This is a genomic window from Tateyamaria sp. 7Alg 36 (assembly GCF_059882455.1).
Genome location: NZ_CM187613.1, coordinates 3,414,237 through 3,429,337, shown reverse-complemented (window position 1 = coordinate 3,429,337; position 15,101 = coordinate 3,414,237). Strand labels below are relative to the sequence as shown.

General features: G+C 61.6%; 17 protein-coding genes and 1 other RNA gene. 11 read left to right on the top strand and 7 right to left on the bottom strand.

Features of this window, described 5'->3' with window-relative positions; translation table 11 throughout:
* Positions 1-57: 57 nt before the first annotated feature.
* Entirely contained in the window at positions 58-837 is a 780-nt protein-coding gene (locus AC6GQJ_RS16700) for a Bax inhibitor-1/YccA family protein (protein ID WP_500770295.1), read from the top strand.
* An 85-nt stretch (positions 838-922) separates the two neighbouring features.
* Entirely contained in the window at positions 923-1,384 is a 462-nt protein-coding gene (locus AC6GQJ_RS16695) for a cupin domain-containing protein (protein WP_500770293.1), read from the top strand.
* Between the two features lie 92 nt (positions 1,385-1,476).
* Here AC6GQJ_RS16695 and rpmG read toward each other — a convergent pair whose 3' ends face one another.
* The 6 genes from rpmG to gatC all read right to left on the bottom strand — a co-directional run bounded on the left by rpmG (position 1,477) and on the right by gatC (position 5,625).
* On the bottom strand, positions 1,477-1,644 hold the full coding sequence (gene rpmG / locus AC6GQJ_RS16690; protein ID WP_058315632.1) for a 50S ribosomal protein L33: 168 nt from the start codon (positions 1,642-1,644) through the stop codon (positions 1,477-1,479).
* A 161-nt stretch (positions 1,645-1,805) separates the two neighbouring features.
* Positions 1,806-2,201, bottom strand: an RNA gene (gene rnpB / locus AC6GQJ_RS16685) — RNase P RNA component class A.
* 121 nt (positions 2,202-2,322) lie between these two features.
* On the bottom strand, positions 2,323-2,988 hold the full coding sequence (locus AC6GQJ_RS16680) for an N-acetylmuramoyl-L-alanine amidase (protein ID WP_500770291.1): 666 nt from the start codon (positions 2,986-2,988) through the stop codon (positions 2,323-2,325).
* A 10-nt stretch (positions 2,989-2,998) separates the two neighbouring features.
* Positions 2,999-3,787 carry a hypothetical protein gene (locus AC6GQJ_RS16675; RefSeq protein WP_500770289.1) on the bottom strand — a complete coding sequence of 263 codons (789 nt, stop codon included), beginning with the start codon at positions 3,785-3,787 and terminating at the stop codon, positions 2,999-3,001.
* Between the two features lie 72 nt (positions 3,788-3,859).
* Entirely contained in the window at positions 3,860-5,338 is a 1,479-nt protein-coding gene (gene gatA, locus AC6GQJ_RS16670) for an Asp-tRNA(Asn)/Glu-tRNA(Gln) amidotransferase subunit GatA (protein WP_500770287.1), read from the bottom strand.
* Positions 5,338-5,625 (bottom strand): Asp-tRNA(Asn)/Glu-tRNA(Gln) amidotransferase subunit GatC, encoded by a 288-nt coding sequence (gene gatC / locus AC6GQJ_RS16665; protein WP_500770285.1) that lies wholly within the window; start codon positions 5,623-5,625, stop codon positions 5,338-5,340. The genes gatA and gatC overlap by 1 nt, the downstream gene beginning before the upstream one ends.
* Positions 5,626-5,827: 202 nt before the next feature.
* On the opposite strand from gatC, the gene AC6GQJ_RS16660 reads away from it, so the two are divergent.
* Positions 5,828-6,520, top strand: coding sequence for a metal-dependent hydrolase (locus AC6GQJ_RS16660; protein WP_500770283.1), 693 nt, complete (start codon positions 5,828-5,830; stop codon positions 6,518-6,520).
* 20 nt (positions 6,521-6,540) lie between these two features.
* Here the strand turns inward: AC6GQJ_RS16660 and AC6GQJ_RS16655 are convergent, their stop codons facing one another.
* The gene (locus tag AC6GQJ_RS16655; RefSeq protein WP_500770281.1) at positions 6,541-6,990 is read right to left on the bottom strand and encodes a nucleoside deaminase; all 450 of its coding nucleotides are present in this window, start codon (positions 6,988-6,990) and stop codon (positions 6,541-6,543) included.
* A 56-nt stretch (positions 6,991-7,046) separates the two neighbouring features.
* Here AC6GQJ_RS16655 and AC6GQJ_RS16650 point away from each other — a divergent pair, with 56 nt between their 5' ends.
* The 8 genes from AC6GQJ_RS16650 to AC6GQJ_RS16615 all read left to right on the top strand — a co-directional run bounded on the left by AC6GQJ_RS16650 (position 7,047) and on the right by AC6GQJ_RS16615 (position 14,753).
* Positions 7,047-7,856, top strand: a complete 810-nt coding sequence (locus AC6GQJ_RS16650) for a pseudouridine synthase (protein ID WP_500770279.1) — start codon at positions 7,047-7,049, stop codon at positions 7,854-7,856.
* A gap of 132 nt (positions 7,857-7,988) precedes the next feature.
* Complete coding sequence (locus tag AC6GQJ_RS16645) at positions 7,989-8,630, top strand: peptidoglycan DD-metalloendopeptidase family protein (RefSeq protein WP_500770277.1); 642 nt, start codon at positions 7,989-7,991, stop codon at positions 8,628-8,630.
* A gap of 163 nt (positions 8,631-8,793) precedes the next feature.
* A complete protein-coding gene (locus tag AC6GQJ_RS16640; RefSeq protein ID WP_500770275.1) occupies positions 8,794-9,711 on the top strand; it encodes a 5-bromo-4-chloroindolyl phosphate hydrolysis family protein in 918 nt (305 codons plus the stop codon).
* An 18-nt stretch (positions 9,712-9,729) separates the two neighbouring features.
* A complete protein-coding gene (locus tag AC6GQJ_RS16635; RefSeq protein WP_500770273.1) occupies positions 9,730-10,926 on the top strand; it encodes a toxic anion resistance protein in 1,197 nt (398 codons plus the stop codon).
* Between the two features lie 18 nt (positions 10,927-10,944).
* Positions 10,945-11,910 (top strand): DUF2927 domain-containing protein, encoded by a 966-nt coding sequence (locus AC6GQJ_RS16630; RefSeq protein ID WP_500770271.1) that lies wholly within the window; start codon positions 10,945-10,947, stop codon positions 11,908-11,910.
* Positions 11,907-12,131, top strand: a complete 225-nt coding sequence (locus AC6GQJ_RS16625) for a hypothetical protein (RefSeq protein WP_500770269.1) — start codon at positions 11,907-11,909, stop codon at positions 12,129-12,131. Before AC6GQJ_RS16630 ends, AC6GQJ_RS16625 begins: the two co-directional genes overlap by 4 nt.
* Positions 12,132-12,152: 21 nt before the next feature.
* Complete coding sequence (locus AC6GQJ_RS16620) at positions 12,153-13,262, top strand: SPFH domain-containing protein (protein WP_500770267.1); 1,110 nt, start codon at positions 12,153-12,155, stop codon at positions 13,260-13,262.
* 192 nt (positions 13,263-13,454) lie between these two features.
* Positions 13,455-14,753, top strand: coding sequence for an AAA family ATPase (locus AC6GQJ_RS16615; protein ID WP_500770266.1), 1,299 nt, complete (start codon positions 13,455-13,457; stop codon positions 14,751-14,753).
* The last annotated feature ends 348 nt before the right edge of the window (positions 14,754-15,101 follow it).

The following is a 15,101-nucleotide window of genomic DNA, read 5'->3' as shown; positions in this document are numbered from 1 at the left end:
CTCAATCCGCGCTCCGGTGTCACGCACCGGCAACTTCTATCACTTGGAGGTCACTTAATGGCTGAGTTAAACACCATCCGGACCGCGGCCGGAACGCGGGCCGCACATATCGATGCCGGGCTGCGCGCCCATATGAACAAGGTCTACGGCACAATGTCCGTGGGCATGCTGATTACCGCTGCGGCGGCATGGGCCATTGCGGGTCTGGCTGTCACGAGCGATCCCACCGGCGCGACCGTCGCGCTGCGCGAAGGGCAATACCTCACCGGTCTGGGCGAGGCGCTGTACACCACACCGCTGCGTTGGGTCGTAATGTTCGCCCCTCTTGCCTTCCTGCTGTTCGGCTGGGGCGCGTTGATGCGTCGCGGCTCGGCTGCGGCTGTGCAACTGGGTTTCTTCATCTTCGCCGCCGTCATGGGCGTGTCGATGTCGTCGATCTTCTTGGTCTACACCCCCTACTCCATCACCCAAACCTTCTTGGTGACGGCCATCGCATTCGCGGGGCTGAGCCTGTGGGGTTACACCACCAAGCGTGACCTGAGCGGCATGGGCACTTTCCTGATGATGGGCGTGATTGGCCTGATCGTTGCGATGGTCATCAACATGTTCCTGCAATCGGGTCCGATGATGTACGCGATCTCGATGATCGGTATCCTGATCTTTGCAGGTCTGACCGCGTTCTACACGCAGGATATCAAGAACACCTATGTGGCGCACGCCGCACATGGTGATCAGGACTGGCTGGACAAGGCCGCCATCGACGGCGCGCTGAGCCTCTACATCTCGTTCCTGAACATGTTCCAGTTCCTGCTGATGTTCATGGGCCAGCAAGAGTAAGCGTCCAGAACCACTAAACCTTTCCAAGGGCCGGTCATCGTGACCGGCCCTTTTTCGTCTCCCCCCACTGCCAAAGGTGCCCCCCGTGACCGTTATTCGCAAAGGACAGGCCAGAATTGATAATGGCGGCGCAAACACCCCCCTTGGCCCCTACCGGGCCGAACTGATCAGCGACACGGGCGGCCTGACGCAATTCGGCGCGTTCATCGAAGAGCTTCCCAGCGGGTCGCGTAGTTCCCATGCGCACTGGCACGCAACAGAGGACGAAATGGTGCTGATCCTGTCAGGCACCGCGACCTTGCACGAGGATGGCCAGCAAACCGAACTGCACGCAGGCGACGCGGCCTGCTGGAAAGCGGGCGATCCGGTGGGCCACTGTCTCGAGAATCGCTCGGGCGCGCCTGTGCGCTATGTGGTAATTGGCACCCGCGCCCCTGCGGACCGCGTGACATATCCCGCACTTGACCGCGTACTGACCTTTGACCGCAGCAGCGGCGCGCGCCACTACACCACCGGCGATGGCACACCGGTTGACGGGCTGGACTAGACACAGCCCCCTCCTGCACGCCCGAATGGCAGACAAAGAAAAAGGCCGCTTCCTTCAGGAAACGGCCCTTAAACTGCGAGAGGTAGGCGATCTTACTTGATCTTGCCTTCCTTGTACTCAACATGTTTGCGCACGACGGGGTCGTATTTCTTGACGACCATCTTTTCGGTCATGGTGCGCGCGTTCTTTTTGGTCACATAAAAGTGGCCAGTACCTGCGGTCGAATTCAGGCGGATTTTGATCGTGGTTGGCTTGGCCATCTTGTGTCTCCTGCATCGCTGGTACGCTGTGCGGCGCCAGCGGGAAATTCGTATGAGCGCTGCTTTTACCCCGCCGCACACCCGAGTCAACCCCGCAAGCGCCCTATCGCTGCTGTTGCACCCATTTTCCGGCCGATATGGGCCGTTCAAACGGGGAAAATATGCGCGGAGAGGCTATAAGCCGGATTCTGTCTAGGGCGGTTGCCCGCCCCGAGATGACCATTCCTCTTGCCGCAATGTTGCCACTGCGGCTCTAGCTGCCAACCCGGACCTGCTGGGGCGAAAGCAGCCCCGTCGGTTGCCCGACACGCGGTCCCTATTTGGCATTGCTCCCGGTGGGGCTTGCCATGCCCGGACTGTTACCAGCCCGGCGGTGGGCTCTTACCCCACCGTTTCACCCTGACCTTGGCCTCCGCAAGCGGGCGCACAAGGCGGTTTGTTTTCTGTGGCGCTGTCCGTCGAGTTACCCCGCCCGGGCGTTACCCGGCACCGTGTCTTTCGGGAGTCCGGACTTTCCTCTCGGGGGCATGCCCCCAAGCGGCCATCCGCCTCTCCGCGCGAGGAAGGCCTTACGGTGCGCAGGTGGGGGCCGTCAATGGCACACGTCGCGCCGGTGGTGAGGGCGGGAGCCTCCGGCGGGGATTTTTTTGGAACAGAGAAGGGTGGACCGGTGGGACTTTAGGCTTGGTCCGGTGCGGGAGGCAGGACAGTGAAGTCGTCCGCGCTTAGCGCGCCCGTGGCATGGGGGCGGTGGCGCAGGCGCACGGCGTCGAGAAGGGCCGCGTCCTCAACCACAGCGGTGTATCCAGCAGCGCGGGCGCGGGCGCGGAAGGCGTTCATGTCACAACTGGCGGGTACGTTGTGCTGCGCCGTAGGGGCGGCGAGCCCTTGGCGCGCCAGTCTGTCCCAGTCAAACCACGGGCCGGGATCCTGTTTGCGCCCCGGGGCCATGTCGGAATGGCCGATCACATTCGCCGGCGGAATATCCCACGCCTGCATCATATGGCGCAAAAGGGGTTCCAGCGCCTGCATCAGTGGCTCGGGGAAAGGCCCCTGCCCGTCATTGTCGAGCTCGATCCCGATGGAGCGCGAGTTCATGTCCGACAGCCCCTGCCATTCACCCGCCCCTGCATGCCATGCGCGCAGCCCTTCGCCCACCAGTTGCGTGACGCGCCCAGACTTGCAGATAACGTAATGGGCCGACACTTCGCTTGCCGGATCGCACAGCCGTTCGATCGCGGCCTCAGCTGTCTTCATCGCGGTGTGGTGCAGCACAACAAAGCGCGGCAGCAGCCCGTCCCGACGCGGCCCGCAATTGGGCGAGGGACAAAGCAGCTGTGTCACCTGCCCCGCCTTAGTTGCCAGCGGCACGCCGGAAGGGGGCCGGATCCCAGTCGCAGGCATAGCCGTCACCATCAGGGTCCAACCCCTTGCGGTCACGGTCCGGCCCGCCAAAGGCGAGGAAATCGATCTGCGCTTCATCCGAGGATGCGTATTGCGCGCAGTTGCGCTGGTATTTCGCATTGGACGCGAGGCTCAGGCGGCGGTGCACCTTGGTGCCCCGCGGGTGGCTGGTTTGCAGCGCGTATTGCACCACGTTCGGCTGGCTGTTGCCCGCACGGCTGGGCAGCGCGGTGGGCTGGATCACTTCGTACTGTTGACGGTTCGACGCGATACGCGCCGCGTCGCTTTCGATGGATTCGCGCGAGGCGACCGCGTCAAAGCTGTTCTCATCCGAGATGCCGGGATTGTTAAGGATCACCGGCGCCGCGTTGGAGGGGCTGGCATTCAGCACCTGCTGACCCGAATTGGCACGAGCGGCGGCAGCATCCTCACTGGCCGCGACCTGTGCCAGCTCCGCGTCCAGCCCTTGGGGGTCGGACACAGCGCGTGCCGTGCGCGTCGATGTCACCGTCGCTGCATCCGCAGGTGGCAGCGCCTGCGTGCCGACCGACGGGGCCGCTGGCACACCGGGGTTGGCGAGTTGCGAAGCGCGCGCCTCGCGGGCGGCCAACGTGTTGGGGTTGTCAAAGCCCACCCCGCGCCCGGGATTGGCAACGCCCGCACCGCTGTCGGGAATGGCAGGCTGGCACGCGGCCAAGCCTGCGACGGCACCAATAAGAAGGAAACTGCGGACGATCATTGCTGCTCTACCCTTTCGAGTATTGGCCATTTCAGGTGGGACAGGCCCGTGTGGGGTGATGTTTTGCGGGTGTTACCACCATTTCTGCGGCTTGGCCACAAAACCTGCCCGCGCCTCAAGCGCATAGGCGGTGTTCAGCAAATCGCCCTCTTCCCACGGACGCCCGATCAGTTGCAGACCCAGCGGCAGGCCCGACGCATCGACGCCCGCAGGCACCGCGATCCCGGGCAGGCCGGCCATGTTGACTGTCACGGTGAACACGTCGTTCAGATACATCTCGACCGGATCATCCGACGCCTCGCCCAGACCAAAGGCCGCCGATGGTGTCGCAGGCGTCAGGATCGCATCCACCCCTTGGGCAAAGACGTCCTCGAAATCCTTCTTGATCAGCGTGCGGACCTTGCGGGCGCGGTTGTAATAGGCGTCATAGAACCCAGCCGACAGCACATAGGTACCGATCATCACACGGCGCTGCACTTCGGCGCCAAAGCCTTCGGCACGGGTCTTTTCGTACATCTCGGTGATGCCGTCGCCCTGCTCCAGCTTGGCGCGGTGGCCATAGCGTACCCCGTCATAGCGGGCGAGGTTGCTCGACGCTTCGGCGGGGGCAATCACGTAATAGGCTGGCAGCGCGTATTTCGTGTGCGGCAACGAGATGTCGACAATCTCCGCCCCCGCATCGCGCAACATGGCGGTGCCGTTTTCCCACAGGGCCACGATCTCGTCCGACATGCCGTCCATGCGGTATTCGCGCGGAATGCCGATCTTCTTGCCCTTGATGTCGCCGGTCAGCATCGCCTCGAAATCCGGCACCGGGAGATCGGCCGATGTCGAATCCTTGGGGTCGTGGCCGCACATGGCCTCCAGCATGATCGCCGCATCGCGCACCGACTTGGTCATCGGCCCCGCCTGATCAAGGGACGAGGCAAAGGCGACAACGCCCCAACGCGAACAACGCCCGTAGGTTGGCTTGATGCCCGTGATGCCGGTAAAGGCCGCAGGCTGGCGGATCGAACCGCCAGTATCAGTGCCGGTCGCCGCCAGACACAGGTCCGCCGCCACGGCAGAGGCCGAGCCACCCGACGAGCCACCCGGCGTGAGGTCGCGGTCATCTACTTTCCACGGGTTCACGGCATTGCCGTAAACCGAAGTTTCGTTGGACGATCCCATGGCGAATTCGTCCATGTTCAGCTTGCCCAACATCACAGCGCCGGAGCCAAACAGGTTCTGGGTGATGGTGGACTCGTATTCGGGCAGGAAGCCTTCCAGAATGCGCGATCCGGCCTGCGACGGCACACCTTTGGTGCAGAACAGATCCTTGATCCCGATGGGCAGGCCACACATGGCAGGCGCATCGCCCGCCTTGATCCGCGCATCCGCCGCCGCGGCTTGCGTGCGGGCGATCTCCGGTGTCTCGTGCACAAAGGCATTGAGCGCACCCGCCCCCTCGATGGCGCCCAGACAGGCTTCGGTCAGCTCGACGCTCGTGACATCTCCGGCCCGCAGCGCATCACGTGCCTCGGCCAGTCCCAGCTTGTTCAGATCGCTCATTATTCCACCACCTTGGGTACGGCAAAAAATCCTTCACGCGCATCGGGGGCATTGGCCAGCACAGCCTCTTGCTGGCTGCCATCCGTCACCTCGTCCACACGGCGCTTCAGCCGCTGCGGCGTCACGGATGTCATCGGCTCCACACCGTCCACATCGACTTCGCCCAACTGCTCGATAAAGCCGAGGATGGTGTTGAATTCCCCTGCCAGCGCCGTCAGGTTTTCCGGCTCCACCTTGATACGGGCCAGCTTTGCCACACGGGCGGCGGTTGTTTCGTCAATGGACATGGTCAAATCCCTCGATATGCACTTGCAGTGGCTTTAGCGTGCGCGCTGCGGGCCTTCAAGCCTGCGCGGCCCCCAACCGCACCTCCGCCCCCCTGCTTCGCGCCCCCTGCCCCTTCTCTGTTCCAAAAAAATCCCCGCCGGAGGCTCCCGCCCCCGCAATCCTGCGCTAGGGTAGCCCCATGAAAAGAGGAGAGACCCGCACATGAACATCATCTGGCTCGGCCATGGCAGCTTTCGCATCGAGATCGGGGACCAGATCCTGCTGATCGACCCGTGGATCAACGGCAACCCGATGCTGCCCGAAGGGCGCGCACCGGACGCCACGGCGGGCGCGACCCATATCCTCGTCACCCACGGGCATTTCGACCATACAACGGATGTGGTCGCGATCAGTCAGGACACCGGCGCGCCGGTTTCGGCCCCTTATGAACTGGCCCAACACCTGCACGGCGCGGGCGCGACCGAAGGACACGCGTTCGGCAAGGGCGGCACGATCCAACTTGGCGATGTCAGCGCCACGTTGGTTCCCGCGTCCCATTCCTCATCGCTGCAAATCGACGGGCGCGGCGTCTATATGGGGCAGGAATGCGGCTATGTGATCAAGGGCGAAGGCAAGGTGATCTACCTGTCGGGCGACACCGATATCATGGCCGACATGGACTGGATCGGGGATTATCACAAACCCAATATCGGCATCCTGTCGGCGGGTGGCTATTACACGATGGATATGGCGGGCGCGGCCTATGCGGCGAAACGCTATTTCAACTTCGACACGGTGATTCCCTGCCACTATCGCACTTTCCCTGCATTGGAACAGAAGGCCGATGCGCTGCGCGCAGGATTGCCGGATGTGACCGTGATCGAACCCGAAGTGATGCAGCCGATCACCCTTTAAAGGCACCCGCCTCCCCCGCCCTAGCGTCGGGCGGCAAAGAAATCGCGCAGCAACTTTTCCGCATCCCGCGCCGCAATCCCGTCATAGACCTGCGGCGCGTGATGGCTCTGGGCGCGCTCGAACACCCGCGCGCCTTGCGCCACGCCGCCCGACTTGGGGTCCGCCGCGCCGTAATACAGCCGCTCGATCCGTGCGGCGGCAATGGCGGCGGCGCACATCGCGCAAGGCTCAAGCGTCACATACAGACGATGCCCCGGCAACCGCTCGGCCCCGAGTGCGGCACAGGCGGCGCGGATCGCCACGATCTCGGCATGGGCCGTCGGATCACAGGTTTCCCGCGTCCGGTTGCCCGCTTGCGCCACAACCGTGCCATCGGGGGCCACGATCACCGCGCCCACAGGCACCTCGTCGCGCGCGCCAGCGGCACGCGCTTCCTTCAGCGCCAGATCCATGAACGAACGAAACTCCATCCCTGTCCCCTGCCACGTCCCTTGCCCCGCTGGCAAGGCACAGGTATGGGCATGCCATGACCGAGACCCCCAAAACAGGCGACCGCATCGCCAAAGTGCTCGCCCGTGCTGGCCTTGCCAGCCGTCGCGGCGCAGAAGAGATCATTGCCGCAGGGCGCGTCAGCGTGAACGGCAAGCAGATCGACAGCCCCGCGCTGAACGTGACCGATGCCGACCGCATCACGGTAGACGGCAAGGCCCTGCGCGCCGCCGAACCCGAACGCATGTGGCTGTATCACAAGCCCGCAGGTCTGGTGACCACCGATGCCGACGAAAAAGGGCGGCGCACGATCTATGACGCCCTGCCCGAGGACATGCCCCGCGTGATGTCCGTCGGACGGCTCGACATCAACTCCGAAGGGCTGCTGCTGCTCACCAATGATGGCGGCATCAAACGCAAGCTCGAACTGCCCAGCACCGGCTGGATGCGCCGCTATCGCGTGCGTATCAACGGCCGTCCCACCGACGACACGCTGGAACCGCTGCGCAAGGGGATCACCGTGGAAGGCGAACGCTTCCAGCCCATGCAGGTCACGCTTGATCGCCAACAGGGCGCGAACGCATGGCTGACCGTGGGCCTGCGCGAGGGCAAGAACCGCGAAATCCGCCGCGCCATGGAAAGCGTCGGACTGGTGGTGAACCGCCTGATCCGTGTCAGCTACGGCCCCTTCCAACTGGGTGATTTGAAACCCGGCGCGGTCGAGGAAATCCGCCGCAAGATCGTGCGCGACCAACTGGGCCTCGAGGTCGAGGAAACAACCGGCACCGCCACGGCCAAACCCAAGCCCAAACCGCGCAGCCCCATGCGCAAACGCAAGCCGCGCTGATCACAAGCGCGGCGCGCGCCCAGCGCCGCCGCCCCCTGTCCTACCGCGCCAATCCTCGGGAAATTTTGCTTGCAACCTGTGCCGTTCCTCGGCTTCATCAGGGACAATCCCTTAGTGTCAGCGAGCCTTTTTATGCCCCCTTTTCCCGTTATCCTTGGCGCATTGATCGCCATTTTGACCCTTGGCGCGCCCGACACCGTTCAGGCGCAGGGCAAGGTCAAAGTCACCTATCCCAAGGGCGCCCCACGCATCGCCTCCGAATACCGCTCCATGAAAGGGGTGAACGGGCCACGCCGCGCGGCCCCGCATCAGGGCATCGACATAAAGGGGCGCAACGGTCTGCCCATCCTCGCCGTGGCGGCGGGCAAAGTGCTTGAGGTCGAAACCGGCCCCTGCTGGGGACCGACCATTGTGGTGCATCACGGCAATGGCAGCGACGGCAAACCGCTGATCGCGCTGTATGGCCATCTGGGCCGCACCGACGTGGTCGCGGGTCAGGCCGTGGCACGCGGGCAGGTCATCGGCGCCCTTGGCAACTCCTACCGGCAGTTCGAATGCAGCGTCGGCGTGCGCCACCTGCACCTGCAACTGGGCCGTGCGTGGCGCGGGCCGAACAAGGGCACCTATTGGGGCCACGTGCGCTATCTCAAGGACGGGGCGAACGGCACCAATCCCCACCTCTACTGGGCCGACGGGCGCGGGCAAGTCACCTGCTTTGACCCTGCGCGGCGCTACCCTGCGGGAACCCTAACCTATCCGGTGCCCTGTCGATAAAAACGTTGACGCACTGGCAAATGACGTCACAACGTCTTACCTTGCGGTCCACAAAGACTTGACGGGGTAAATAGTGACAACAACCTTCCAGAAAATCGCCTATGCGGTGCTGATCGCGCTGATGTTCGGTGTCACCACCGGCCTGATCGGAGGGTTGTAACCCATGGCCAAAAGATTCGGCGGAAAATACAGCCCCGACGACAGCGCGCGCAGCGACGCTGCGGATGCAAACGCCCCCCGCCCCCGCGCCGCCTTCCAAGGCGCACAGGTGGACCCCGTGGGCGCCCGCGCCAACATCCTGTTCCTGCCCGCCATCCCGATGGTGTTTCTGGCCCTCAACGATGGCGCGGTCGGCCTGACATTCGCGCTTGTGGCGGCAGCGACCCTGACACTGGCGGCATGGCTGCTGCGCGGTGGTCTGCTGGCCGAGGCCGCGTACCAGTCGCGCAAGGTCGCCCGCCGCCCCGCCATCCCGCGCAAGCTGTTCGCGTCTGTCCTGACGGGCATCGGCATCGCGCTGGCCGCCTACCGTGTAGAGGCCGGTCTGATCGCGCCGCTGCTGTTCGGCGTGGCCGCGACAGGCTTGCACATGGCCGCCTTCGGCTTTGACCCGATGAAGGACAAAGGCATGGAAGGCATCGACACCTTCCAACAAGACCGCGTCGCCCGCGTCGTGGACGAGGCGGAAACCCACCTCAACGCGATGACCGACGCCATGAAACGCGCCGAGGACCGCAAGATGGAACTCAAGCTCGAAGCGTTTCAGGCCACCGCCCGCGACCTGATCCGCACGGTCGAGGAAGACCCCCGCGACCTGACGGCGGCGCGCAAATATCTGGGCGTCTACCTGATGGGCGCACGCGACGCGACGATCAAGTTCGCCGACATCTACGCCCGCACCCGCGATCCGCAGGCGCGCAGCGACTACGCCGAACTGCTGGACGATCTGGGCGACAACTTTGCCGCCCGCACCCGCAAATTGCTGGTCGACGACCGCTCTGACCTCAACATCGAAATCGACGTGCTGCGCGACCGTTTGCAGCGTGAAGGGGTGCGCAACGTGCCCCACGACAACTCATAAACAGTAAGGTGATCCAACATGTCTGAAACCGTCCGCCAAAAGGCCCAAAGCGCAACCGCTTCTGTCGAGGAAGTGACCGCCGTCGTGCTGCCCGAACCGACCGACGCCAATGCCATCGTGCCACTGGAAAAGGCCGACGCGCCCGTGGGGGCCGAAATCCGCGCCCGCATGGATGAAATCGACATGGGCGATACCAACTCCATCGTGTCCTTCGGCTCTGCCGCACAGGCCGAGTTGCAGGAAATTTCCCAAGCGATGCTGACCGATGTGCGCAACAAGGATGTCGGCCCCGCCGGTGATTCCCTGCGCGGTATCGTCACCACCATCCGCGGCTTCTCGATCAGCGAACTGGACGTGCGCCGCGACCGTTCGTGGTGGGAAAAGCTGCTGGGCCGCGCCGCGCCCTTTGCCAAGTTCACCGCCCGTTTCGAAACCGTGCAGGCCCAGATCGACAAGATCACCGACAACCTGCTGGCGCATGAACACACGCTGCTCAAGGACATCAAATCCCTCGACCTACTTTATGAAAAGACGCTGCAATTCTATGACGAACTGGCGCTTTACATCGCGGCAGGCGAGGAAAAGCTGAAGGAACTGGACGCAAAGACCATTCCGGCCAAGGAAAAAGACGTCGAGAAAGCCGCCGAGAACGACAAAGTCATGGTGGCTCAGGAACTGCGCGACCTGCGCGCCGCGCGTGACGACCTTGAACGCCGCGTCCACGACCTGAAACTGACCCGTCAGGTGACCATGCAGTCGCTGCCCTCGATCCGTCTGGTGCAGGAAAACGACAAAAGCCTCGTGACCAAGATCAACTCGACACTGGTCAACACCGTGCCGCTTTGGGAGACCCAACTGGCCCAAGCCGTCACCATCCAGCGCAGCGCCGAAGCCGCCGCTGCCGTGCGTGATGCAAATGACCTGACCAACGAATTGCTGACCTCGAACGCGGCCAACCTGCGCGAAAGCAACAAGGCGATCCGTCAGGAAATGGAACGCGGCGTGTTCGACATCGAAGCGGTCAAAAAGGCCAATGCCGACCTGATCGGCACGATCGAGGACAGCCTCAGAATCGCGGACGAAGGCAAAGCCAAACGTGCCGCCGCCGAGGAAGACCTCAAAAAGATGGAAGCCGACCTGCGCGACACGCTGGCATCCGCCAAGGCGCGCAAGGACGGGGTGGGCGACAACGCCGCCACATCCGTTCCAAGCTGATCGCGAAAGGCGGGCGCGATGGCGGGCACAGCACGAAAGGGCATATGGGGCGGCTTGACCGCCCTTGCCCTGCTTGCGGCCTGTGACATGCCCGCCGCGCCTGTCGATCCGGTCCTGACCCCGCAGGTGCGTCCTGCGGGGCTGGCCAGCGCGCCGCCCCGCCAGACAGTGCGCGCCACCTCTGAACGCAGCGCCGCGCTGCGCCGCTATCTCACACAGGTGCAATCCAGCCAGTTGACCTCGGGCCTGCTGCGGCAGGACGGGGGCGGGCCGGACACGCCCTTTACCTCGACGATGCTGGCGCGCAATTTCGAACGCATCGCCTTTTACAATGAATATGCCTCTGGTGGGGTGGACCAGAATGTCTCGGGCGCGCTGCGCCGCTGGAAGGAACCGGTGCGCATCGGCATCCAGTTCGGCCCCTCGGTCCCGCCCAGCCAGCGCCTGCGCGACGCCGCTGACGTGCGTGACTATGCCGCCCGCCTGTCCCGCGCCACCAACCACCCGATTTCGGTCGGCGGCACGCCCAATTTCATGGTCTTCTTCGTGAACGAGGACGACCGCGCCGAAACGCTGGACCTGAACGCCCCGCGCATCGCGGGCGTCACCACCACCAACCTTGCCGCCGTGCGCAACCTGCCCGAAAACGCCTATTGCGCCGTCGCCGCCTATGCCGCAGGGGCGAACCGCTCGACCTATACCGCCGCCGTCGCCGTGATCCGCGCCGAAAACCCCGACCTGCTGCGCCTGTCCTGCATCCACGAGGAACTGGCCCAAGGCCTCGGCCTCGCCAATGACAGCCCCGCCGCACGGCCTAGCATCTTCAACGACGACGACGAATTCGCCCTGCTGACCAACCACGACGAATTGCTGCTCGGTATGCTCTACGACCCCCGCCTATCGCCCGGCATGACACTGGAACAGGCCAGCCCGATCATCCGCCAACTGGCCGTTGAACAGGTGGAAAAAGGGGGCGGGGAATGAGCGTGCTTGCTCGGCTTTTGGCCGCGGCCCCACCTGTGGATACCGACCTGACGGTGCGGGAATGGATGCTGGCCCGAACCGATGCCGCCCTTGCAGGGGTCGCAGTCGGCCCCTTCCCCACCCTGCACGATATGGCGGGCCACGTGATTGCGGTCTATGCTGATGCCATGGGCAAACATGACGCGGGCGACCGGCTACAGCCACCCGGCGTTGCAAACTGACCAGACCAAAGGAGCCCCCAAATGGGTATTTTCGACTTCCTCTCCGGTGAATTCATCGACGTCATCCACTGGACCGACGACACCCGCGACACCATGGTCTGGCGCTTTGAACGCGAGGATCACGAGATCAAATACGGCGCCAAGCTGACCGTCCGCGAGGGGCAGGCCGCCGTGTTCGTGCACGAAGGGCAACTGGCGGATGTCTTCACCCCCGGGCTCTACATGCTCGAAACCAACAACATGCCGATCATGACCACGTTGCAGCACTGGGATCACGGCTTCAAAAGCCCGTTCAAATCCGAGATCTACTTCGTGAACACCACCCGTTTCAGCGACCTGAAATGGGGCACCAAGAACCCGATCATCTGCCGCGACCCCGAATTCGGCCCCGTCCGCCTGCGCGCCTTCGGCACCTACACGGTCAAAGTCACCGACCCCGCCCGCTTCCTCGTTGAAATCGTCGGCACCGATGGCGAGTTTACCATGGACGAGATCAGCTACCAGATCCGCAACATCATCGTGCAGGAAATGTCCCGCTCCCTCGCCAAATCCGGCATTCCGGTGCTCGACATGGCCGCCAACACCCGCGAACTCGGCCAGATCGTCGCGAAAGAGATCTCCGCCCAGGTCGCCGAATACGGCCTGACCATCCCCGAGCTTTACATCGAAAACATCTCGCTCCCCCCTGCGGTCGAGGCGGTGATGGACAAACGCTCCTCCATGGGGGTGATCGGCAACCTCAACGAATACATGCAGTTCCAAGCCGCCGAAGCCTTGGGCCGCGAAGGCGGCGGCAGCGCCGATGCGATGCAGGCGGGCCTTGGCGCGGCGATGGGCATGCAAGTGGGCCAGATGGCCGCCGCCGGCCCGTGGGGCGCACGCCCTGCAACGACCCCTGCGAGCATGGCCCCCCCCCCCCCGCCGGTCGAACACGTCTGGCACATTGCCGAGAACGGCCAGACCAAAGGCCCCTTCTCCAAAGCCCGCATGGCCCGCATGGCCACGGACGGAGAACTGACCCGCGAAACCTATGTCTGGACCGCAGGCCAAGACGGCTGGCTGCGCGCCGAAGACGTCACCGAACTCGCCCAACTCTTCACCATCCTGCCCCCCCCGCCCCCGGGGATGTAAGAGGGGTTTGGTAAGGATTGATTAGAGAGCCACCCCTGAGGGTATCGGGGGTGGTTTTTTGTGGGGCGCTTTCGTCCAAAAGTGAATGTCATGACGCTTGCCAGCGCAATATTGACCTTAGATAATCTTTCAGGTCCGCTATAAAGCCTATCGAAAATAAATGCCAACGATCGGAATTATTATGGCGCTTCGATGAAAAAATTAGTTAAGAAAATGAACAGCACACTTGAGGATAGGAAAATGATCAGTTTCTCATCAACCCCGAAACCGGACGATGTTTTCACACCACGCGCCGCAGACGTCAACCCTAAACTTTACATTCCTAGGCCCGATTTGGAAGAGGATCTGATTGAAGGATTATCAGAAAGCCAACACTTGGTAATATTTGGGGAAAGTGGAAATGGAAAGTCTTGGCTCTACAAAAAAGTTTTTAAGGAAAAGAAAGTATTCTATGAAGTCGTTAACCTTGCTGTCGCGTCAACATTTGGATCGTTAGGTTTAGCATTCGATGACAAACTTTCCAGGAGAGAGGAGCTAGAAAAAGAGGAATATGAACTTACTAAATCTGGTGGCGTAAAACCTGGCGGTGTCGGTGTAGATTTTGAAGGCACTTGGAAATACGTCAAAGGAAAGAAAGAACCCTTCGAAAGGCTGTTAGCCTACTTACGGAAATCTGCAGGTAAAGAGAAAGCCGTCGTTGTATTTGATAACTTTGAGCAGGTTGCCAGCGACGCAAATCTGTGCAAGCAGATTGCTAACTGCATCGTTCTTCTGGATGACCCTATTTACGCAAGCTATAAGGTAAAAATCGTCGTCGTTGGAACTCCGGTTGGAATCGATGAAATTCTTTCCAAGAATACAAACATTCAAACTATTTCCACACGATTGAAAGAGATCCCAGAAGTTGAGAGGATGACCCCGGCTGAGGCGAAACTATTGATGCGGCGAGGTCTGGAAGATCAGTTAAAACTGCAAGTTCTTGGGAATTCTCAAGTGTTTTATGACCGCATGTTGAGCATTACAGACCGAATTGCGTTGGAGTTACAAGAGTTAGGATTGAGAATAGCAAAAGAGGCGATAAAGAAAAACGGCGTAATAGACCAGAATGTTCATAGCCGTGCTGTGCAAAAATGGGCTAAAAATTCTATTCGCGCTTACTGCACCATGGTATCAAGCAGAATGAATTCCAGAGAAACAAAGGCATCGAGACGAAACCAGTGCATCTACGCATGCGGGGTAACAGAAAAGGAGAGCTTTACCTACAAAGATGTCGAGGCTAAAATCAGAGAAATCTTTCCCGCGACTACCGCTGGCGTTTCGTTGAACGTGTCCGGCGAACTTTCAAAGCTATCGAAGGGGGATAACCCGATATTGAAACGCCTACCTTCCGACGATGCTTATAGACTAGCAAGTCCTAAAATTCGCATGGCAATCCGCACTGTATTGACTGTTGAAGATGAAAAAGTTCGCAAGGTGGTTTCAGACATCTAACCAGAATTTGCTTACTATAGAGTAATTATAGTAGCATAGCCTACTATGCTACTCAAGGGGGGGGAGGACTAACTGATTAACCAACTTATTAGACAGCCAATTCGTTTTTCCCGAATATTCGTCGGTGTGAAGCCTAATTGAAGGACTGGAGTGAAGGCCGGCTTGTTTAAGTCTCAACCTGTATAACCCTCAAAAACCGCCCTCCCCATTAACCCCCCATTCACAAAACCCACCGTACGCTCCCTTAACGCCCCCTCCGGTGCATCAGCGGTGTACAGGGTGTGCACAGGTTCTGTACGGCCTGTGCATCGCGTTTTTGCCTGTTTTCACGGGCATTAACCCCTCGAA

Excerpts from the sequence above, each read along its gene's own strand:
- AC6GQJ_RS16645 (WP_500770277.1), top strand. The coding sequence starts at position 7,989 with ATGCCCCCTTTTCCCGTTATCCTTGGCGCATTGATCGCCATTTTGACC.
- gatA (WP_500770287.1), bottom strand. The coding sequence starts at position 5,338 with ATGAGCGATCTGAACAAGCTGGGACTGGCCGAGGCACGTGATGCGCTG.
- AC6GQJ_RS16650 (WP_500770279.1), top strand. The coding sequence starts at position 7,047 with ATGACCGAGACCCCCAAAACAGGCGACCGCATCGCCAAAGTGCTCGCC.
- AC6GQJ_RS16625 (WP_500770269.1), top strand. The coding sequence starts at position 11,907 with ATGAGCGTGCTTGCTCGGCTTTTGGCCGCGGCCCCACCTGTGGATACC.
- AC6GQJ_RS16635 (WP_500770273.1), top strand. The coding sequence starts at position 9,730 with ATGTCTGAAACCGTCCGCCAAAAGGCCCAAAGCGCAACCGCTTCTGTC.
- AC6GQJ_RS16640 (WP_500770275.1), top strand. The coding sequence starts at position 8,794 with ATGGCCAAAAGATTCGGCGGAAAATACAGCCCCGACGACAGCGCGCGC.
- gatC (WP_500770285.1), bottom strand. The coding sequence starts at position 5,625 with ATGTCCATTGACGAAACAACCGCCGCCCGTGTGGCAAAGCTGGCCCGT.
- AC6GQJ_RS16615 (WP_500770266.1), top strand. The coding sequence starts at position 13,455 with ATGAAAAAATTAGTTAAGAAAATGAACAGCACACTTGAGGATAGGAAA.
- AC6GQJ_RS16655 (WP_500770281.1), bottom strand. The coding sequence starts at position 6,990 with ATGGAGTTTCGTTCGTTCATGGATCTGGCGCTGAAGGAAGCGCGTGCC.
- AC6GQJ_RS16620 (WP_500770267.1), top strand. The coding sequence starts at position 12,153 with ATGGGTATTTTCGACTTCCTCTCCGGTGAATTCATCGACGTCATCCAC.
- AC6GQJ_RS16630 (WP_500770271.1), top strand. The coding sequence starts at position 10,945 with ATGGCGGGCACAGCACGAAAGGGCATATGGGGCGGCTTGACCGCCCTT.
- AC6GQJ_RS16675 (WP_500770289.1), bottom strand. The coding sequence starts at position 3,787 with ATGATCGTCCGCAGTTTCCTTCTTATTGGTGCCGTCGCAGGCTTGGCC.
- rpmG (WP_058315632.1), bottom strand. The coding sequence starts at position 1,644 with ATGGCCAAGCCAACCACGATCAAAATCCGCCTGAATTCGACCGCAGGT.
- AC6GQJ_RS16700 (WP_500770295.1), top strand. The coding sequence starts at position 58 with ATGGCTGAGTTAAACACCATCCGGACCGCGGCCGGAACGCGGGCCGCA.
- AC6GQJ_RS16660 (WP_500770283.1), top strand. The coding sequence starts at position 5,828 with ATGAACATCATCTGGCTCGGCCATGGCAGCTTTCGCATCGAGATCGGG.